The sequence below is a fragment of the Micromonospora humida genome, from assembly GCF_016901255.1.
In the GTDB taxonomy this organism is placed as follows: domain Bacteria; phylum Actinomycetota; class Actinomycetes; order Mycobacteriales; family Micromonosporaceae; genus Micromonospora; species Micromonospora wenchangensis.
The window spans coordinates 64794-86834 of sequence record NZ_JAFEUC010000019.1; the positions used below are offsets into that span (position 1 = coordinate 64794).

The 22041-nt window shown below is 74.0% G+C and carries 5 protein-coding genes; 1 reads left to right on the top strand and 4 read right to left on the bottom strand.

From position 1 onward, the window contains the following. Positions 1-41: 41 nt before the first annotated feature. The 3 genes from JQX11_RS29350 to JQX11_RS29360 are packed head-to-tail and all read right to left on the bottom strand — an operon-like array spanning position 42 to position 19329. On the bottom strand, positions 42-4805 hold the full coding sequence (locus JQX11_RS29350) for a type I polyketide synthase (protein ID WP_443673951.1): 4764 nt from the start codon (positions 4803-4805) through the stop codon (positions 42-44). A gap of 37 nt (positions 4806-4842) precedes the next feature. Next, complete coding sequence (locus JQX11_RS29355; RefSeq protein WP_204928172.1) at positions 4843-13869, bottom strand: type I polyketide synthase; 9027 nt, start codon at positions 13867-13869, stop codon at positions 4843-4845. Positions 13870-13917: 48 nt separating this feature from the next. Next, positions 13918-19329, bottom strand: coding sequence for a type I polyketide synthase (locus JQX11_RS29360; protein WP_204928173.1), 5412 nt, complete (start codon positions 19327-19329; stop codon positions 13918-13920). 547 nt (positions 19330-19876) lie between these two features. On the opposite strand from JQX11_RS29360, the gene JQX11_RS29365 reads away from it, so the two are divergent. Further along, a complete protein-coding gene (locus JQX11_RS29365; protein ID WP_307826414.1) occupies positions 19877-20428 on the top strand; it encodes a helix-turn-helix domain-containing protein in 552 nt (183 codons plus the stop codon). 133 nt (positions 20429-20561) lie between these two features. Here the strand turns inward: JQX11_RS29365 and JQX11_RS29370 are convergent, their stop codons facing one another. After that, positions 20562-21827: a family 16 glycosylhydrolase gene (locus tag JQX11_RS29370; RefSeq protein ID WP_204928174.1), complete on the bottom strand. Its 1266-nt coding sequence runs from the start codon at positions 21825-21827 to the stop codon at positions 20562-20564. Positions 21828-22041 lie beyond the last annotated feature (214 nt).

Here is a 22041-nt window from a genome sequence, read left to right on the forward strand (position 1 = left end):
GTTGCCAGCGGGACACGTTGCTCCGGGAGCGCGGTGGCGGCTCAGGTCATGCCGAGTTCCTTGTCGATCAGGTCGAACACGTCGTCGGCGGAGGCCGTTTCGAGCCGGTCGACGAGGGTGGCGCCGGTGGTGGTGCTGAGCGTCTCGTTGAGCTTCGCCAGCAGCGACTGGAGCCGGGCGGTGACCCGGTTGCGTTCGATCTCCTCCGGCGTCAGGCCGGCCACGGTGACCTCCAACCGGTCCAGCTCGGCGAGCAGTCCGCCGGCGGTGTCGCCGGTGTAGCCGAGTTCGGCCCGGAGCTGGTCGGCCAGGGCGGTCGGGTTGGGGTGGTCGAACACCAGGGTGGCGGAGAGCCGTACGCCGGTGGCGGCGCTGAGCCGGTTGCGCAGCTCGACGGCGGTCACCGAGTCCATGCCGAGTTCCTTGAATGCGCGCTGCGGCTCGACCAGGTCGGCGTCGCCGTAGCCGAGGACGGCGGCCACGTTGGTGCGGACGGTCTCCAGCAGCATGGCGCGCTGCTCGGCCTCGGACAGCGTGCCGAGCCGGTCGGCGAGCGCCGACGACGACCCCGCCTCGGTGGCCCCGGTGGCCTCCGGGGCGGCGTCGGGCAGTTCGGCCAGCAGCGGCCGGGGCCGGGCCAGGGTGTAGATGGGGCCGAACCGGGCCCAGTCGATGTCGGCGACGACGAGGTGACTCTCGTCGTGGTCGAGGGCCTGTCCGAGCGCGTCGACGGCGAGCCGCGGGTCCATCACGCCGACGCCGAGCCGGTCGAGGTGCGCCCCGACCTCGCCGCCGGCCATGCCACCGCCGCCGCCCCAGCTGCCCCAGGCGACCGAGGTGGCGACCGCACCCCGGTTGCGCCGCCGGTGCGCCAACGCGTCCAGGTACGCGTTCGCCGTGGCGTAACCCGCCTGACCGGCGCTGCCCCACACCGCCGCACCGGAGGAGAACACCACGAACGCGTCCAACGGCCGGTCGGCGGTCAACTCGTCAAGGTGCACCGCGCCGAGCACCTTCGCCCGGCACACGTCGGCGAAGTCGTCGAGGGCGGTCTGGCCCAACGGCACCTCGGGGTGCAGCACCCCGGCGGCGTGGAACACGGCGGTCAGCTCGTCACCGAGGTCGGCCAGGAGCGCGGCGACCGACTCCCGGTCGGCCACGTCGAGAGCGACGACCTCGACCTCCGGGTGCCGGGCCATCAGGTCGGCCGCGCCGGGGGCGTCCGGGCCGCGTCGGCTCGCCAGCACCACGCGCTGCGCGCCGTTGCCGACCAGCCATTCGGTGACGTGCCCGCCGACTCCGCCGGTGCCGCCGGTGACCAGGACGGTGCCGGCGGGTCGCCAGCGCCGTTCGGGTGCCCCGGTCACCGGACGGCGGACCATCCGGCGGGCCAGCGTGCCGGCCGCCCGCAGCGCCACCTGGTCCTCGCCGCCGCCGGTCAGCACGTCGGCCAGCCGGTCGACGGTCTGCGGCGTCCACTCGGCGGGCAGGTCGACCAGGCCGCCCCACCAGCCGGGGTAGTCGAGGGAGAGCACCGTGCCCAGGCCCCACAGGGCACCCTGGGCCGGGTCGGTGACCGACTCGAACCGGTCCACCCCGACCCCGCCGGCGGTGACGCACCAGAGCCGGCCGCTGAAGTCGGACGCGGCCAGCGCGTGCACCAGGGACACGGTTGCGGTGATCCCGGCGGACAGGCCGACGCCCAGCGGGTCGGGGCCGTCGTCCAGGGCGAGCAGGGAGAGAACCCCGGCGGGGGCCTCCCGGCCGGCGTGGTCGGTGCCGGTGACGGTGACCACCTCGGCGCCCCGGGCGGCCAACCCGTCGGCGAGCGTACGCAGCCGCTCGTCGCCGGCCAGCGCCGCCGGGGCGACCACCCACCACACGCCGCTGAGCTGCCCGCCGGTGGGCACCTCGGTCGGCCGCCACACCACCCGGTACCGCCAGCCGTCCACGGTGGCGACGTCGCGCTGCCGGGACCGCCACGACGTCAGGCCGGGCAGCACCTCCCCGACCAGTGCGGTGTCCACGCCGAGGCCGTCGGCGAGCAGGTCGACGTCGGCGCGTTCCACGGCGTCCCAGAATCCGGCGTCGGTGCCGCCTGCGGCCGGGGCGGTGACGGTCGGCGCGATCCAGTAACGCTCGTGCTGGAAGGCGTAGGTGGGCAGGTCCGCCCGGCGGGTGCCGGGCAGGGCGACGGTCCAGTCCACGTCGACGCCCCGCACGTGCAGCTCGGCCAGGGAGGTGAGCAGCCGGTCCAGGCCGCCGTCGTCGCGGCGCAGGGTGCCGGTGACCACCGTCGGGCGGTCCGCCGACTCCAGCGTCTCCTGCATCCCCATGCCGAGCACCGGGTGCGGGCTGACCTCCACGAACCCGGTCCAGCCCTGCCCGGCGAGAGAGCGGATCGCCGGGTCGAACCGGACCGTGTTGCGGAGGTTGTCGTACCAGTAGCGGGCGTCCAGGGTGGCGGTGTCCACCCAGTCGCCGGTGACCGTGGAGAGCATCCGGATCGTCCCGGTCTTCGGGTTGATCGGGGCCAGGTCCTCCAGCAGCCGGTGTTCCAGCAGCTCCACCTGCGCGGAGTGCGAGGCGTAGTCGACGGCGACCTGCTTGGCCCGGATCCCCTCCCCGGTGAGCTCGGCGACGAGTTCCCGCAGCGCCTCCGGGGTGCCGGAGACCACCACCGAACCCGCGCCGTTGACCACGGCGAGGGAGATGTCGCCCGCCCACCGGGCGATCCGCTCCTGCGCCCGGTCGGCGGGCAGCCCGACCGAGACCATGCCGCCCCGGCCGGCCAGCTTCTCGCTGATGGCCCGGCTGCGTAGGGTCACCACCCGTGCCCCGTCGGCCAGGGAGAGTCCGCCGGCCACGCAGGCGGCGGCGATCTCACCCTGCGAGTGGCCGACCACCGCGTCGGGTTCGACACCGTAGCTGCGCCAGGTGGCGGCGAGGGAGACCATCATCGCCCACAGGGCGGGCTGGACGACGTCCACCCACTCCAGGGAGGGTGCGCCGGGCACCCCCCGGACCACGTCCAGCAGGTCCCAGTCGACGTACGCGCGCAGCTCGGCGGCGCAGCGGCCCATCTGCTCGGCGAAGACCGGCGAGGAGTCCAGCAGCGCGGCGGCCATGCCGACCCACTGGGCGCCCTGGCCGGGGAAGACGAAGACGACCCGACCGGCGGCGTCGGCGGTGCCGGTGACCGCGGTGGGGGCGGGCAGCCCGTCGGCGACCGCGTCGAGCGCCGTCCGCAGCTGCGGCAGGTCACCGCCGAGCACCACGGCCCGGTGGTCGAGCCGGGCCCGACCGGCCAGCGTCCGCCCCACGGCGGCCGGGTCGGCCGGTACGGCGTCCAGGTGCGACAGCAGCCGCCGCGCCTGGGCCCGCAGTGCCCGGTCGGTGTGCCCGGAGAGCACCCACGGCAGCACCGCCGGGGTGGCCGGCTGCTCGTCCTCCTCGGCCGGGGCCACCTCTTCGAGCACGACGTGGGCGTTGGTGCCGCTGATGCCGAAGGAGGAGACCGCGCAGCGGCGGGCCCGGCCGGTCTGCGGCCAGTCCACCGGCTCGGTGAGCAGTTTGACGGTGCCGGGCGACCAGTCGATCTCGCCGCTGGGCTCGTCGACGTGCAGGGTGCGGGGCAGCACCCCGTGCCGCATCGCCTGCACCATCTTGATCACCCCGCCGACACCGGCGGCGGCCTGCGAGTGGCCGATGTTGGACTTGAGCGAGCCGAGCCACAGCGGCCGGTCGGCGGGCCGGTCCCGGCCGTACGTGGCGAACAGCGCCTGCGCCTCGATCGGGTCGCCGAGCCGGGTGCCGGTGCCGTGCGCCTCGACCGCGTCGATCTCCTGGCCGGCGAGCCGGGCGTTGGCCAGCGCGGCCCGGATGACCCGACGCTGGGAGGGGCCGTTGGGGGCGGTGAGGCCGTTGGACGCGCCGTCCTGGTTGATCGCGGAGCCCCGGATGACGGCGAGCACCGGGTGCCCGTTGCGGCGGGCGTCGGAGAGCCGTTCCAGCACCAGCGACCCGGCGCCCTCGGCCCAGCCGGTGCCGTCGGCGGCGGCGGCGAACGACTTGCACCGGCCGTCGAAGGACAGCGCCCGCTGCCGGGAGAACTCGACGAACGCGTCGGGGGTGCCGATCACGGTGACCCCGCCGGCGACGGCGAGCGACGACTCCCCGGAGCGCAGCGACTGGCAGGCCCAGTGCAGGGCGACCAGCGACGACGAGCAGCCGGTGTCGACGGTGACCGCCGGCCCCTCCATCCCGAGGGTGTACGACAGCCGGCCGGACACGATGCTGCCGGCGCCCCAGCTGTTCGGGTAGTCGTGGTAGACGACGCCGGTGAACACGGCGGTGGGGCTGCCCTTGAGCGACAACGGGTCGATGCCGGCCCGCTCCAACGCCTCCCAGGACGTCTCCAGGAACAGCCGCTGCTGCGGGTCCATCTCGGCGGCCTCGCGGGGCGAGATGCCGAAGAAGGTCGGGTCGAAGGCGGCGGCGTCGTAGAGGAAGCCGCCGTCGCGGGTGTAGCTGGTGCCGGGGTGCTCCGGGTCCGGGTCGTAGAGCCGGTCGAGGTCCCAGCCCCGGTCGGTGGGCATGCCGGAGATCGCGTCGGTGCCGGCCGCGACGAGGTCCCACAGGGCCTCGGGCGAGTCGACACCGCCGGGGTAGCGGCAGCCCATGCCGACGATGGCGATCGGTTCGGCGGCGCGCTCCTCGATGTCGCGGAGCCGCTCGCTGGTCTCGTGCAGGTCGGCCGTGACCCGCCGCAGGTAGTCACGAAGCTTCTGTTCGTTGGACATCAGGAACCCATTCCCGGACGGCGCCGACGGAGCGGACGGATCATGAGGTGCCGAACTTGCTGTCGATGAAGTCGAAGAGGTCGTCGTCGGAGGCGGTGTCGAGATCCTCGGTGACGCTGGCGACCTCGGCCGGGCGTTGACCGGCGGTCCACGCGGCGAGCATGGTGCGCAGCCGCTCCCCCACCCCGGCCCGGGTGCTCTCGTCGAGCGCGGCGACCGCGCCGGCGTCCAGGGTGGACAGCGCCGCCTGGAGCCGGTCGAGGTCGTCGAGCAGGGTGACGCCCCCGGCGTCGGCGGGCACCAGCTCGGTGAGCAGTTGCTGGGCCAGCTCGGTCGGGGTCGGGTAGTCGAAGACCAGCGTGGCGGGCAGCCGCAGCGCGGTCTCGGTGGTGAGCCGGTTGCGCAGCTCGACGGCGGTCAGCGAGTCGAAGCCGGCCTCCTTGAACGCCCGCTCCGGGTCGACGTCCGCGCCGGAGGCGTACCCGAGGACGGCGGCGACCTGGTCACGGACCAGCGCCAGGACGGCGTCCAGGCGGTCCGGTGACGGCATCGCGGCGAGCCGGCCGGCGAGGTCGGCGGTCACCGCGACCGGGGCGGCCGGTTCGGCCTCGGGTTGGGCGTCGGGCAGCGCGGCCAGCAGCGGCCGGGGCCGGGCCAGGGTGTAGATGGGGGTGAACCGGGTCCAGTCGATGTCGGCGACGACGAGGTGGCTCTCGTCGTGGTCGAGGGCCTCCCGCAGCGCCCGGACGGCGAGCCGGGGTTCCATCGGCGGGGTGCCCTGCCGGCGCAGGTGCGCGGTGGCCTCCCCGTCGGCCATCCCGCCACCCGCCCAGCTACCCCAGGCGACCGAGGTGGCGACCGCACCCCGGCCACGCCGCCGGTGCGCCAACGCGTCCAGGTACGCGTTCGCCGTCGCGTAACCCGCCTGACCGGCGCTGCCCCACACCGCCGCACCGGAGGAGAACACCACGAACGCGTCCAACGGCCGGTCGGCCAGCAACGCGTCCAGGTGCACCGCGCCGAGCACCTTCGCCCGGCACACCTCGGCGAACTCGGCCACGCTGGTCTCCGGGAGCGACTTCTCCTGGTGCAGCACCCCGGCGGCGTGGAACACGGCGGTCAACTCGTCACCGAGGTCGGCCAGCAGCGCGGCCACCGACTCCCGGTCCGCCACGTCACACGCCACCACCTCGACACCCGGATGCCGGGCCATCAGCTCCGCCGCACCCGGGGCCGCCGCGCCCCGTCGGCTCGCCAGCACCACCCGCCGCGCGCCCTGACCGACAAGCCATTCGGTCAGGTGCCCGCCGATGCCGCCGGTGCCGCCGGTGACGAGCACCGTGCCGGTGGGGGTGTAGCGCCGCTCGGGGTTGCCGGCGGCCGGCCAGCGGACCAGCCGCCGGGCCAGCACCCCGGCGGTACGGACGGCCACCTGGTCCTCCGCACCGGCGGCGAGGACGTCGGCGAGCCGCGCGACGTGCTCGTCGGTCCAGTCGGTGGGCAGGTCGGCCAGGCCACCCCAGGAGTGCGGGTACTCCAGGGACAGCACGGTGCCGAGCCCCCACAGCGCGCCCTGCGCGGGGTGCGGCAGCTCCTCGAACCGGTCGACGGCGACACCACCCGCGGTGAGGCACCACACCCGGCCGGCGAATTCGGTGGCGGTGAGGGCCTGGATCAGCGCGACGGTGTCGGTGACGCCGACGGACAGGCCGGCGTCGGTGACGTCCGGGGTGTCGTCGAGTGCGAGCAGGGACACCACCCCGGCGGGGGTGTCCCCGGCGGGCAGCTCGGTGCCGGTGACGGTGACGACGTCGGCACCTCGGGCGGCCAGTCCGGCGGCGAGGGTGGACACCCGGGTGTCGCCCGTCGACGCGGCCGGTACGACGAGCCACCAGGTGCCGGTGAGTTCGCCGCCGTCGGGCAGTTCGGTGGAGCGCCACACCACCCGGTACCGCCAGTCGTCCACGGTGGCCGCGTCCCGCTGCCGGGCCCGCCAGGCGGCGAGGCCGGGCAGCACCTCGGTGACGACGCCCGGGGCGACGCCGAGACCATCGGCGAGCACGTCGGTGTCGCCCCGGTCGACGGCGTCCCAGAACCCGCCGTCGGCCTCGTCGGTGCCGGTGCCGGTGGTGGTCTCGGGCTCGATCCAGTACCGCTGGTGCTGGAAGGCGTAGGTGGGCAGTTCCACCTGCCGTGCCCCCGGGTGCACGGCCGTCCAGTCGAGGTCGACGCCGGTGGTCCACGCCTGCGCCATCCCGGTGGCGTACGCGGCCACCTGCTCCCGGTCGCGACGCTGCAACGCAATCGCCACCGCGTCCTGCACGCAGTCGGCGACCATCGCGGTGAGCACACTGTCCGGCCCGATCTCCACGAACCGGGTCACCCCCCGGGCCGCCAGAGCGGCGACCGCGTCGGCGAACCGCACGGTGCCCCGCACCTGCCCCTGCCAGTACCCGACGCTGCCCAACTCGGCATCGGTGGCGAGATCGCCGGTCGCGGTCGACACCAACGGGATACCCGCCGGGTTCGCAGTCGCGCTCTCCACGACCTGCCCGTACTCGGTGAGCATCGGGTCCATCAGGTGCGAGTGGAACGCGTGCGACACCCGCAACCGACGCGTCTTCACCTCCAAGGAGGCTTCCAGCGACGCGATCTGCTCCTCCGTGCCGGACACCACCACCGCACGGGGACCGTTCACCGCCGCCACGTCCACGTCGCCCAGGTCCAACTCATCCAGCGGCGCGGCGATCGCCAACATCGCCCCACCCTCCGGGAGGGCCTGCATCAGACCACCCCGCGCCGCCACGACCCGACACGCATCCTCCAGGGACCACACACCCGCCACGTGTGCGGCGGCCAACTCACCGATCGAGTGACCCGCAACGAAATCGGGCTTCAGACCCCAGGACTCGGCGAGACGGAACAGGGCCACCTCGACCGCGAACAGGGCCGGCTGCGTCCACCCCGTCTGATCCAGGACACCGTCCGGGTCGGCGAACATCACCTCCCGCAGATCACCGTCCAACAACGGACCGAACGCCGCACACACCTCATCGAGGGCCTGCGCGAACACCGGGAACGCTGCCGCCAGGTCACGACCCATCCCGACCCGCTGTGCGCCCTGACCGGTGAACAACACCGCCGTACGACCGCTGGTGATCCGACCCGACAGGCCACCACCCGAGGCCAGGGCCTCCAGGGAAGCGGCCAGGTCGGCGGCCGTACCGCCGACGGCGACGGCCCGGTGGTCCAGGGCCGCCCGACCGACAGCCAGCGAGTGCCCGACGTCGACCGGCCGTTCGTCGGTCAGGAAGTCACGCAGGCGGCCGGCCTGGGCGGTCAGCGCACCGGCCGACCGGGCGGACAGCGGCCAGAGCGCCACCGGCGGCTCGGTGGCCGCGTCCTGCCCGGCGGGCTCGACCGGCGGGGCCTCCTCAACGATCACGTGGGCGTTGGTGCCGCTGATCCCGAAGGACGACACCCCCGCCCGGCGCGGGCGGTCCCCGGCCGGCCAGTCGACCGGTTCGGTGAGCAGCCGCACGTCGCCGGCATCCCAGTCGACCTGCCGCGACGGCGTCCCGGCGTGCAGGGTGCGCGGCAGCGTGTCGTGCCGCATCGCCATCACCATCTTGATCACCCCGGCCATGCCGGCGGCGGCCTGGGCGTGACCCATGTTGGACTTGATCGAGCCGAGCCACAGGGGGCGGTCCCGGTCCCGGCCGTAGGTGGCGAGCAGCGCCTGTGCCTCGATCGGGTCACCGAGGGTGGTGCCGGTGCCGTGTGCCTCGACGGCGTCGACCGCGTCGGGGGTGATCCGGGCGTTGGCCAGCGCCGCCCGGATCACCCGCTGCTGGGCCGGCCCGTTCGGCGCGGTCAGCCCGTTCGACGCGCCGTCCTGGTTGACGGCGGAACCCCGGATCAGCCCGTAGACGCGGTGCCCGTTGCGCTGCGCGTCGGAGAGCCGCTCCAGCACCAGCACCCCGACGCCCTCGGACCAGCCGGTGCCGTCGGCGTCGTCGGAGAACGACTTGCACCGGCCGTCCGGGGCGAGCCCCCGCTGCCGGCTGAACGCCACGAACGGGGTCGGGTTCGACATCACCAGCACCCCACCGGCGATGGCGGTGGTGCACTCCCCGGCCCGCAGCGCCTGACCGGCGAGGTGCAGTGCGACAAGCGACGAGGAACACGCCGTGTCGACGGTCATCGACGGCCCCTCGAACCCGAACGCGTACGACACCCGGCCGGAGATCACCGACGCGGAGCTGCCGGTGCTCAGGTACGCCTCCGACTCGGCGGGGGCGAGGCCGAGCAGGTCGCCGTAGTCCTGGGCGCCGGAGCCCACGAACACCCCGACGGGGCTGCCGCGCAGCGCCTCCGGGTCCATCCCGGCCCGCTCGCACGCCTCCCAGGTGACCTCCAGCATCAGCCGCTGCTGCGGGTCCATGGCGATCGCCTCACGGGGCGAGATGCCGAAGAACTCGGCGTCGAACGCGCCCGCCTCGTAGACGAAGCCACCGGAGCGGACGTAGCTGGTGCCCGGCTGGTCCGGGTCGGCGTCGAAGAGCGCGTCGGAGTCCCAGCCCCGGTCGACCGGGAACGCGCTGATCGCGTCGGTGCCGTTGTCGACGAGCCGCCACAGGTCCTCCGGGGACCGGACGCCGCCGGGGTAGCGGCAGCTCATCCCGATGATGGCGATCGGCTCGTCGGGGTCGGACCCGCCGACGCCGGACGCGACGGTGGTCGGGGCGGCGGTGCCGACGAGTTCGTCGTACAGGTGGCGGGCCAGCACGGCCGGGGTCGGGTGGTCGTAGACCATGGTGGCCGGCAGGCGCAGCCCGACGGCCGCCCCGAGGGCGTTGCGCAACTCCACGGCGGTCAGCGAGTCGAACCCGAGTTCCCGGAACGGCCGCTGGACGTCCACGGTGGTCGCCGCGTCGTACCCGAGGACGGTGGCGACCTGGGCGCGGACGGTGTCCAGCAGGTACGGCAGCCGCTCGGCGTCGGGCAGCCCGGCCAGCACGGAGGTGTCGGTGGGCGTGGCCGGGGCGGCGGCGGCCGGGGTCTGCTGGGCCTCGGGGAGCGCGGCGAGCAGCGGCCGGGGCCGGGCCAGGGTGTAGATCGGAGTGAACCGGGCCCAGTCGATGTCGGTGACCACGAGGTGGCTCTCGTCGTGGTCGAGGACCTGCTGCAACGCGCCGAGGGCGAGTCGCGGCTCCATCGGCGGGGTGCCCTGCCGCAGGAGCTGCTCGGTGGCCTGCTCGTCGACCATGCCGCCACCGCCCCAGGTGCCCCAGGCCACCGAGGTGGCGGTCAGGCCCCGGCGACGGCGCTGGTGGGCCAGCGCGTCGAGCCAGGCGTTGCCGGTGCCGTAGGCGGCCTGCCCGGCGCTGCCCCAGACGGCCGCGCCGGAGGCGAACAGCACGAACGCGTCGAGCGACCGGTCGCCGAGCAGCGCGTCGAGGTGGGTCGCGCCGAGCACCTTGGCCCGGCACACGGCAGCGAAGTCGTCGAGGTCGGTCTCGCCCAGCGGGGCCGGGTCGTAGAGCACCCCGGCGGCGTGGAAGACGGCGGTCAGGTCGTCGCCGATCCCGTCGAGCAGCGCGGCGACCGCGTTCCGGTCGGCCACGTCGCAGGCGACGACCTGAACGCCGGGCAGGCGGGCGGCCAGGTCGGCAGCCCCGGGTGCGGCGGGGCCGCGCCGGCTGGCCAGCACCACCCGCTCGGCACCCCGGTCGAGGAGCCATTCGGTGAGGTGTGCGCCGATGCCGCCGGTGCCGCCGGTGACGAGCACGGTGCCGGTGGGGGTGTAGCGCCGGTCGGGGCTGCCGGCGACGGGCCAGCGCACCATCCGCCGGGCCAGCGCCCCGGCGGTACGCAGGGCCACCTGGTCCTCGCCGCCGTCGGCGAGCACGTCGACGAGCCGGTCGAGGGTGTCGGGCGTCCAGTCGGCGGGCAGGTCGACCAGGCCACCCCACCAGCCGGGGTAGTCGAGGGAGAGCACCGTGCCGAGGCCCCAGAGGCCGGCCTGTGCGGCGTGCGGCAGGTCCTCGTACCGGTCGACGGCGACGCCGCCGGTGGTGAGGCACCAGAGCCGGCCGGTGACGTCGGCGGCGGCGAGGGCCCGCACGAGTCGTACGGTGCCGGTGACCCCGGCGGACAGCCCGGCGTCGTACGGGTCCGGGGTGTCGTCGAGGCCGAGCAGGGAGAGGACACCGGTGGGGGTGCCCCGGCCGGCGAGCGGGTCGGTGCCGGTTAGCCGGGTGACGGTGGCCCCCCGGGCGGCGAGCGCGTCGGCCACGGCGGTGACCCGGGGGTCGTCGGTGAGGGTGTCCGGGGTGACGAGCCACCAGTCGCCTGTGAGTTCCGCGCCGGTGGGCAGGTCGGCGGCCCGCCACACGACCCGGTAGCGCCAGTCGTCGGTGACGGTGGCCGGTGCGGCGGTGGGGGCGGCCAGCCAGTACCGCTGGCGGGCGAAGGCGTAGCCGGGCAGCTCCACCTGCCGTGCCCCCGGGTGCACGGCCGTCCAGTCGAGGTCGACGCCGGTGGTCCACGCCTGCGCCATCCCGGTGGCGTACGCGGCCACCTGCTCCCGGTCACGACGCTGCAACGGAATCGCCACCGCATCCTCGACGCAGTCGGCGACCATCGCGGTGAGCACACTGTCCGGCCCGATCTCGACGAACCGGGTCACACCCCGGGCGGCGAGGGCGGCGACGGCGTCGGCGAACCGGACGGTCCCCCGCACCTGACCCTGCCAGTAGCTGGCGCTACCCAACTCGGTATCGGTGGCGAGATCGCCGGTCGCGGTCGACACCAGCGGGATGCCCGCCGGGTTCGCGGTGACCCCGTCGACGACCTGCCCGTACTCGGTGAGCATCGGGTCCATCAGGTGCGAGTGGAACGCGTGCGACACCCGCAGGCGACGCGTCTTCACCTCCAGGGACGCTTCCAGGGCGGCGATCTGCTCCTCCGTGCCGGACACGACCACCGCACGGGGACCGTTCACCGCCGCCACGTCGACGTCACCGAGATCCAGCTCATCCAGCGGCGCGGCGATCGCCAACATCGCGCCACCGGCAGGAAGGGCCTGCATCAGACCACCACGGGCCGCGACGACCCGGCACGCATCGTCCAAGGACCAGACACCCGCGACGTGCGCGGCGGCAAGCTCACCGATCGAGTGCCCGGCGACGAAGTCCGGCTTCAACCCCCACGACTCGGCCAACCGGAACAACGCCACCTCGACCGCGAACAACGCCGGCTGCGTCCACCCCGTCTGGTCCAGGACACCATCCGGATCGGTGAACATCACCTCCCGCAGATCACCATCCAGCAACGGCCCGAACGCGCCACACACCTCGTCCAACGCCTGCGCGAACACCGGGAACGCTTCCGCCAGCTCACGACCCATCCCGACCCGCTGCGCACCCTGACCGGTGAACAACACCGCCGTACGACCGGTGGTGATCCGACCCGACACACCGGTGCCGGCGGTCAGGGCGTCGAGGCCGGCGGACAGTTCGGCGGCGTCGCGGCCCACCGCCACCCCCCGGAACTCCAACCCGGCCCGACCCGCGCCCAGCGAGAACCCGACGTCCACCGGACGCTCGTCGGAGTCGGCGGCGAACCCGGCGATCCGGGCGGCCTGGCGGGCCATCCCCTCGGGGGAACGCCCCGACACCGGCCAGAGGACGACCGGCGGGGTCGGCCCCGGCGTGCCGGCCTCGACGGGCGGGGCCTGCTCGACGATGAGGTGCACGTTGGTGCCGCTGATGCCGAACGACGACACGCCCGCCCGGCGGGGCCGGTCCACCGTCGGCCAGTCGACCGGCTCGGTGAGCAGCCGCACGTCCCCGGCATCCCAGTCGACCTGCCGCGACGGCGTCTCGGCGTGCAGCGTGCGCGGCAGGGTGCCGTGCCGCATCGCCATCACCATCTTGATCACACCGGCGACACCGGCGGCGGCCTGGGCGTGCCCGATGTTGGACTTGATCGAGCCGAGGAAGAGCGGCGTCTCCCGGTCCCGGCCATAGGTGGCGAGGACGGCCTGCGCCTCGATCGGGTCACCGAGGGTGGTGCCGGTGCCGTGCGCCTCGACCACGTCCACGTCGGCGACGGAGAGCCGGGCGTTGGCCAGCGCCGCCCGGATCACCCGCTGCTGGGCCGGCCCGTTCGGCGCGGTCAGCCCGTTCGACGCACCGTCCTGGTTGACGGCGGAACCCCGGATCAGCCCGTAGACGCGGTGCCCGTTGCGCTGCGCGTCGGAGAGCCGCTCCAGCACCAGCACCCCGACGCCCTCGGACCAGGCCGCGCCGTCCGCGCCGTCCCCGAAGGACCGGCACCGGCCGTCCGGGGACAGCGCGCGCTGCTTGCTGAACTCGACGAAGAGCTGCGGGGTGGCCATCACGGCGACCCCGCCGGCCAGGGCCAGCCCGCACTCCTCCTTGCGCAGCGACTGGCAGGCCAGGTGCATCGCCACCGACGACGACGAGCAGGCGGTGTCGACGGTGATCGCCGGCCCCTCCAGGCCGAGGTTGTAGGCGACCCGGCCGGAGACGAGGCTGCCGGAGGTGGTGCTGTCGACGTAGTCGTGGTGCATCACGCCGACGAACACGCCGGTGGCGGTGCCCTTGAGGGCGACCGGGTCGATGCCGCCGTGCTCGAACGCCTCCCAGGACGCCTCCAGCAGCAGCCGCTGCTGCGGGTCCGTCTCCACCGCCTCGCGGGGGCTCATCCCGAAGAACCCCGGGTCGAAGTCGGCGGCGTCGTAGAGGAAACCACCGTGCCGGGTGTAGCTCTTGCCGGGCTTGCCGGGTTCCGGGTCGTAGACGCCGTCGACGTCCCAGCCCCGGTCGGTGGGGAAACCGGAGATGGCGTCGGTGCCGTCGGCGACGAGCCGCCACAGGTCCTCCGGCGACCGGACCCCGCCGGGGTAGCGGCAGCCCATGCCGACGATCGCGATCGGCTCCTGGTCCCGGCCCTCCACCTCACGCAGCCGCCGGTTGGCCTGTTGCAGTTCGGCGGTGGCGCGCTTGAGGAAGGTCCGGAGCTTGTCGTCGTTCGCCATCGTTCACACCAATCTTTCCCGCGCCGGAAGGTTCGTCGGAGGCTGCCGTCAGGAGAGGCCGAGCTCGTTCTCCAGCACGTCGAACAGTTCCTCGTCGGTGGCGGACTCGTAGTCGTGCGGGGTGTCGTCGTCGGGGCGGCCGGTGCGGTCCTGCCAGCCGCGCAGGACCGCCTCCAGCCGGGCGGTCAGCCGGGCGTGTTCCGCACCCGGCACCTCGGTCAGGGCCTTCTCCAGCCGGTCGAGGTCGGCGAGCACCGCACCGGCCGGGTCGGCGTCGGGCACCACCAGGTCGGCCTTGAGGGCGCGGGCCAGGGCGGTGGGTTCGGGGTGGTCGAAGACGAGCGTCGCGGGCAGCCGCAGCCCGGTGACGGTGCTGAGCACGTTGCGGAACTCGACGGCGGCGAGGGAGTCGAAGCCGAGGTCCTTGAACGCGCGGCCGGGTTCCACCGACGCCGGGCCGGGGAACCCCAGCACGGCGGCGGCGTGCGTGCGGACCAGGTCGAGCAGCAGGGTGTCCCGGTCGGCGTCGGAGAGGCCGGCGAGGCGCTGGGCCAGCGGTGGGCCGTCGGCCGCCGCACCCGCACCGGCCGCGGTCGGCCGGGCGGCGGTACGGACCAGGCCGCGCAGCACGGCGGGCAGCGCGTCGGTGCGTCGCCGCAACGCGTCCAGGTCGAGCCGCACCGGCACGGTGGTGGGCCGCCCGGCGGCGACGGCCGCGTCGAACAACGCCAGCCCCTCGTCGGTGCTCATCGCGGGCATCCCGAGCCGGCGCATCCGGTGCAGGTCGGCGTCGTCGAGGTGACCGCCCATGCCGGTGCCGGTGGCCCACAGGCCGTAGGCCAGCGAGGTGGCGGGCAGCCCGTCGGCGCGGCGGCGTTGGGCGAGGGCGTCGAGGAAGAGGTTCGCGGCCGCGTAGTTGCCCTGCCCGGCCCCGGCCACCCAGCCCGCCGACGAGGAGAACAGCACGAAGGCGGTCAGGTCGTGGTCGCGGGTGAGGTCGTGCAGGTGCCAGGCGGCGTCCACCTTGGGCCGCAGCACCCGGTGCAGTTGCTCGGGGGTGAGGGCGTCGACCAGCGCGTTCTCGGCGGTGCCGGCGACGTGCACCACCGCGCCGACCGGGTGTTCGGCGAGCAGGGCGGCGACCGCGTCCCGGTCGGCGACGTCGCAGGCGGCGACCGTCACGTCCGCACCGGCGGCGGTGAGGTCCGCGACCAGGTCCGCCGCGCCGGGCGTGGCCGCGCCGCTGCGCCCGGTCAGCAACAGCCGGCGTACGCCGTGCCGGGTGACCAGGTGCCGGGCGACGAGGCTGCCCAGCCCGCCGAGCCCACCGGTGATCAGGACGGTGCGGTCGGTGGCCCAGCCACCGTCGGCGGGCGCGTCGACGCCCACCCGGGTCAGCCGGGGCACCAGCAGCCCGCCGTCGCGGACGGCCACCTCGGGTTCACCGGTGGCCAGGGCCGCCGCCAGATGGTCGGTGCCGCTGTCGTCGGTGTCGACCAGGACGAACCGGCCCGGGTGTTCGGCCTCGGCCGCCCGGACCAGCCCCCACAGGGCCGCTGCGGCAGGGTCGACCGGGGTGTCGCCGGCACCGACGGCGTCCCGGGTGAGCAGGGCGAGCGTGCTGTGGGCGTACGCCGGATGGGTGAGCCAGCGGCGCAGCAGCCCCAGCAGGCGTTCGGTGGCCCCGTGCACGGCGGCCGGCGGGGTGCCGGACGGGTCGAGGGTGACCACGACGGTGTCGGGAGCGGTTTCGGGCAGCTCCGCGTCGACGTCGAGCGCGGTCCAGGTGCCGGTGGCGGCGGCCGGGGTGGGGACGGGCTGCCAGCTCACCTCGTACAGGTGGCGGTGCCGGTTGCCGGCGGCGCCGAGCGCGTCGGCGGCGACCGGCCGGGCCACCACCTGGTCGATCGTGGCGACCGGGTGGCCGTGCCCGTCGGCGACGGTGACGGCCAGCTTGTCGCCGGTGGCCGGGGAGATCCGGATGCGCAGGGTGGCAGCGTGCGCGGCGTGCAGGGTGACGCCGCGCCAGGAGAACGGCAGCGGGGTGTCGCCCGCGCCCTCGTCGACCAGGTTGGCGTGCAGGGCGGCGTCGAGCAGCGCCGGGTGCAGCAGGAACCGGGTCGCGTCGGCGGCGGCCACCTCGGGCAGCGCCGCCTCGGCCCACACCTCGGCGGCGTCGCCGTCGCCGCGCCGCCACACCGCGCGCAGCCCCTGGAAGGCCGGCCCGTAGCCGTAGCCGTGGTCGCGCAGCCGGTCGTAGAGGCCGTCGAGGTCGACGGGTTCGGCGCCGGGGGGCGGCCACTCGGTGAGGTCGGCGGCGGCCGGGTCGGCTCCGGCCTGCCGGACCAGGACCCCTTCGGCGTGCCGGGTCCAGTCGGTGTCGTCGGCCGCGTCGTCGGCCCGGGTCCAGATCCCGAGGGTACGCGCGCCGCTGTCGTCGGCGGCGTCGACGGTGACCCGCAGGGCCAGGCCCCCGTCGGTGGGCAGCACCAGCGGCGCGTTGATGGTCAGCTCGTCGAGGACCGGGCAGCCGACCTGGTCACCGGCGCGCAGGGCGAGTTCGACCAGCCCGGTGCCGGGGACGAGGACGGTGTCGAACACGGCGTGGTCGGCGAGCCACGGCTGGGTGCTGCGGGAGAGCCGGCCGGTGAGCACCACGCCGCCGGTGTCGGGCAGGTCGACGACCGCGCCGAGCATCGGGTGGTCGGCGGGGAGCTGGCCGAGGCCGGTGGTGTCGCCGCTGCCGGGCGGCACGTCGAGCCAGTACCGCTGGTGCTGGAAGGCGTAGGTTGGCAGGTCGACCTGCCGGCCGCCCGGGTTCACCGCCGCCCAGTCCAGGGCGGCCCCGCTGGCCCACGCCTGGGCCATGCCGACCGCGTACGCCTGCACCTGGCCGTCGTCGGGCGTGCTCTCGTCCTGCTCGCGCCTGCGGCGCTGGAGCGCGATGGCGGTGGCGTCCTGCACGCAGTCGGCGACCATCGCGGTGAGCACACTGTCCGGTCCGATCTCCACGAACCGGGTCACACCCCGGGCCGCCAGAGCGGCCACCGCGTCGGCGAACCGCACGGTCCCTCGCACCTGACCCTGCCAGTACCCGATGCTGCCCAACTCGGCATCGGTGGCGAGATCACCGGTCGCGGTCGACACCAACGCAACGCCCGCCGGGTTCGCGGTCACCCCGTGGACGACCTGCCCGTACTGGTCGAGCATCGGGTCCATCAGGTGCGAATGGAACGCATGCGACACCCGCAACCGACGCGTCTTCACCTCAAGACGGGACTCCAGCGCCGCGATCTGCTCCTCCGTCCCCGACACCACCACCGCACGGGGACCGTTCACCGCCGCCACGTCGATGTCACCCAGGTCCAGCTCATCGAGCGGCGCGGCGATCGCCAGCATCGCCCCACCCGCCGGGAGGGCCTGCATCAGACCACCCCGGGCCGCCACCACCCGGCAGGCGTCCTCCAACGACCAGACACCGGCCACGTGCGCGGCAGCAAGCTCGCCGATCGAATGCCCGGCAACGAAGTCCGGCTTCAACCCCCACGACTCCGCCAGCCGGAACAGGGCCACCTCGACCGCGAACAGGGCCGGCTGCGTCCACCCCGTCTGGTCCAGGACACCGTCCGGGTCGGTGAACATCACCTCCCGCAGGTCACCACCCAGCAGCGGCCCGAACGCCGCACACACCTCATCGAGGGCCCGCGCGAACACCGGGAACGCTTCCGCCAGCTCACGACCCATCCCGACCCGCTGCGCACCCTGACCGGTGAACAACACCGCCGTACGACCACCGGTCACCCGACCCGACACACCGGTGCCGGCGGACAGGGCATCGAGACCGGCGGACAGCTCGGCGGCCCCACGGCCCACCGCCACCCCCCGGAACTCCAACCCGGCCCGACCCGCACCCAGCGAGAACCCGACGTCCACCGGACGCTCGTCGGTGAGGAAACCGCGCAGCCGGGCGGCCTGCCCGGCCAGGGCCGCCGCCGACCGGCCGGACAGCGGCCAGAGCAGCACCGGCGGCTCGGCGGCCGGCGTCGGTGCGGCGGTGTCGTCCGGGTCGGCGGCCTCGGCCGTCGGGGCCTGTTCCAGCACCACGTGGGCGTTGGTGCCGCTGAGCCCGAACGACGACACGGCAGCCCGCCGGGGCCGCCCGGTGGCCGGCCAGTCGACGGTGTCGGTGAGCAGCCGGACGTCGCCCGCCGTCCAGTCGACGTGCGGGGTGGGCCGGTCGACGTGCAGGGTGCGGGGCAGCACACCGTGCCGCATCGCCAACACCATCTTGATCACCCCGGCGACACCGGCGGCGGCCTGGGTGTGCCCCAGGTTCGACTTCACCGAGCCGAGCCAGAGCGGCTGTTCCCGGTCCCGCCCGTACGTGGCGAGCAGTGCCTGCGCCTCGATCGGGTCGCCGAGCCGGGTGCCGGTGCCGTGCGCCTCGACGGCGTCGACCTGGTCGGCGGTGAGCCGGGCGTTGGCGAGGGCGTCGGCGATGACCCGCCGCTGCGAGGGGCCGTTGGGGGCGGTGAGGCCGCTGCTCGCGCCGTCCTGGTTGACCGCGGTGCCCCGGACGACGGCCAGCACCCGGTGCCCGTGCCGCTGGGCGTCGGAGAGCCGCTCGACCAGCAGCATCCCGACACCCTCGGCCCAGCCGGTGCCGTCGGCGGCGGCGGCGAACGGCTTGCACCGGCCGTCGGCGGCCAGCCCCCGCTGGCGGCTGAAGTCGACGAACGTCTCCGGGGTGGCCATCACGGTCACCCCACCGGCCAGCGCCAGGGTGCACTCCTCGCGGCGCAGCGACTGGATGGCCAGGTGCAGCGCGACCAGCGACGACGAGCAGGCGGTGTCGACGGTGAGGGCCGGGCCCTCCAGGCCCAGCACGTAGGCGACCCGGCCGGAGAGGATGCTGCCGGTGTTGCCGTTGCCGATGAAGCCCTCCAGCTCGGCGGGCACCTGCGGCAGCCGGCTGGAGTAGTCGTGGTACATCAGCCCGGCGAACACCCCGGTGCGGCTGCCACGTACCGAGGTCGGGTCGATGCCGGCCGATTCGAACGCCTCCCAGGACGCCTCCAGCAGCAGCCGCTGCTGCGGGTCCATGGCGATCGCCTCACGCGGGGAAATGCCGAAGAATTCGGGGTCGAATAGCGCGGCGTCGGAAAGGAAACCGCCGCTCCTCGCGTACGTCTTACCGGGCTTGGAATCGTCGGGGTCGTAGATGTCCTCGACGTTCCAGCCCCGGTCGTCGGGAAAGTCGCCGACCGCGTCGGTCCCGTCGGCCAGCAGTTGCCACAGCGCGGCCGGACTGTCCACACCGCCCGGGAAGCGGCAGCTCATACCCACGATCGCGATCGGGTCGTACTCGCGGCGCTCGGCCTGACGCAACTGCCGACGGGCCTCACGCAGATCGGTGGTGGCCCGCTTCAGGTACCCGAGAAGCTTCTCCTCGTTCTCCATCTACGTCTCCCGCCACTAGCCCCAGCCGGGCAGACCCGGGCCAATATCGGCACACGGGTCGGCGCGGCGGCAATTGTCGAAACAGAGAGCTTCTTCAGGCATTCTTGGTTGTTCGCGATGACCCTACGGCCGCCCGGCGCAGCACTAACCCCCTACCGCCCCCAGAGCGCCCCCTAGCCCTCGACGCCGCTACCTCGACCGTGGCAGCCACTCTCCGGGTCACCCCGGCGGCGGCTGGGGTGTCCCGAAACCGTTCCGACCGCCCGCCAGCACGCCGGGCACGGGGGCGAGGGCTCGACCTCGTGCTCTTGCCCAGGACAGGAAGCGCTCGGTCATCCGGGTCGGCGGATGATCCGGATGGAGTCGGGTGAGCTGGTTCGTTGCCTCGATCATCAGAGCGCCGAGGTACACGAGCAGGCCCGTGCGGTTGTCCCGGTACTCGAGCAGCAGCGAGAGCTTGGCCGGCTGGCAGGGCCAAGCGCTGCCGCAACTACGGCACCGCCACGCCGGGCGCATGGCAACGTGCGGAACAGGGGGCCGAGGGATCGTGGAGGAACCGACCGCCGGTCTGATCCGGGCCCAGCTGCGCCGGATGCGCCTCGCCGCCGGACTCAACCAGGAGGAGTTCGGCAAGCAGGTGCACTATTCGGCGTCGATGGTGTCCAGCGTGGAAACGGGCACCCGCCCATTCGACAGGCAGTTCCTCTCCCGGGCTGACGAGGTGCTCCACTCCGGCGGCCTCTTGGTCTCCCTGCTTCGGATAGTGGAGAAGGAGGGCCAGCCCAGCTGGTTCCGGCCGTGGCTCGAAGCCGAACGCGCCGCCCGGCAGCTTCGTTGCTTCCACCCTGGTCTCGTTCCCGCGTTGCTCCAGACGGAGAACTACGCCCGCGCGGTGATCCGCTGCGATGACCTGCTCACCGACGACGAGGTGGAGAGGAAGGTGGCAGCCCGGATGGACCGCCAGGCAGTTCTCCACCAGCCGGACCCACCCCAGCTCATCGCTGTCATCGACGAGGCCATACTGCACCGCACCGACGAGGTCCTGACCTTCGACCCGCAGAACTGGAAGTCTTTCGTGGAGCACGCCGCACGGCACTGACCCGGGACGCGGCGGATGGCCCCCAGCGTGCGCTGGGGGCCATCCGTCATCTCAGGCCGTGCCCGCTATCGCGGTAGACGACTTCACGCGGCACAGGTACCCGCCGCAGTGGGCCGTCCGCGATAGCCGCCAGTCAGAAGCGGGACCACTTCTGACTGGCGACGCCGAGGCAGTCCCACAGGTGCAGTTTGCCGCCGTTGTTGGGGTTCTGGTCGCGCACGTCGACGCACCTGTTGGCACTGAGGTTGACCAGGTCCCCGGCGCCGTTGAGGGTGAACCGTTGGGCCGGGTTGCCGTTGCAGGTGACCAGGTTGACCTCGGTGCCGTTGGCGGTGCCGGCCCAGGCCGGGTCCATGCACTTGCCCATCGCGCGGACGGTGCCGTCGGCGGCGAAGGTCCAGGCCTGCGCGGCGGTGGTGTTGCAGTCCCAGATCTGAAGTTTCGCGCCGTCGACCGGGTTGGCGCTCGGGATGTCGATGCACCTGCCGCTCTGCGAGCCGCGCAGCCGGGTGGTGCCGGGCTGCGGGTTGCCGCCGCCGGGGACGTAGCTGGAGACCCGGACGTAGTCCACGAGCATCTGCTGGGGGAACTGGGTGGAGCCGTCGGGGTAGCCGGGCCAGTTCCCGCCCACCGCCACGTTGAGGATCATGAAGAAGGGGTGGTCGTAGACCCAGCGGTTGCCGCCGAGCCGGGACGGGTCGACGCGGTGGTACTCGACGCCGTCGAGGTACCAGACGATCAGGTTCGGCTCCCAGTCCACCCGGTAGGTGTGGAAGGTGTCGGCGAGGGGCTGGCCGATGGTGCGGCTGCCGGTGATGCCACCCCCGCCGGAGTAGCCGGGGCCGTGCACGGTGCCGTAGACGGTGTTCGGTTCCCGGCCGATGTTCTCCATGATGTCGATCTCACCGGCGGCGGGCCAGCCGGCGCTGCCCATGTCGTTGCCGAGCATCCAGAACGCCGGCCAGATGCCCTGACCCCGGGGGATCTTGATCCGGGCCTCGAACCGGCCGTACGCCTGGGTGAAGGTGGCGGCGGTGAGCAGCCGCGCCGAGGTGTATTCGCACCGGCCGTAGTGGCACTGGTAGTTGGCCGGGTTCTCCCGGCGGGCGGTGATGACCAGGTTGCCCTGTCCGTCGTGGACGGCGTTGCTGGTGCTGTTGGTGTAGTACTGCCGTTCGTTGTTGCCCCAGCCGCCACCGCCGATGTCGAAGCGCCACCGGTTCTGGTCGACGGGGGTGCCGGCGGCGGCGTTGAACTCGTCCTGCCAGGTGATGCCGCCGATGGCGGCCGAGGCGGGCTCGGCCTGGGCGGGCAGGACGAGGGCGGCGGCGAGGGTGACGAGGGCGACCGCCGCGCGGGCGAGGGATCGGGGCCGGGGGACGGCTCGGGCTCCTGGCACGGGAGGCTCCTTGGGGCGACATCGGGGGTGGGGAGCACGCCGGGGAGAGCGCTCTCCTCGAAGGATGTCGATACCAGGTCCTTCTGTCAAGAAGGTTGCCAGTTAGCTCGCCCTGTTCAGGGTCCCGCCGACCGGGCAGTGAGAGGAAAGTTACGCTGTGTGATCAGGGCCATTGCGCGCCAGCCAGCTCGGAGGTCTCCTGCGGGGCGCCCGA

What these genes read in the sequence shown, in the direction of transcription:
- JQX11_RS29355 (WP_204928172.1), bottom strand. Translation starts at nt 13,869, where the DNA reads ATGGCGAACGACGACAAGCTCCGGACCTTCCTCAAGCGCGCCACCGCC.
- JQX11_RS29360 (WP_204928173.1), bottom strand. Translation starts at nt 19,329, where the DNA reads ATGGAGAACGAGGAGAAGCTTCTCGGGTACCTGAAGCGGGCCACCACC.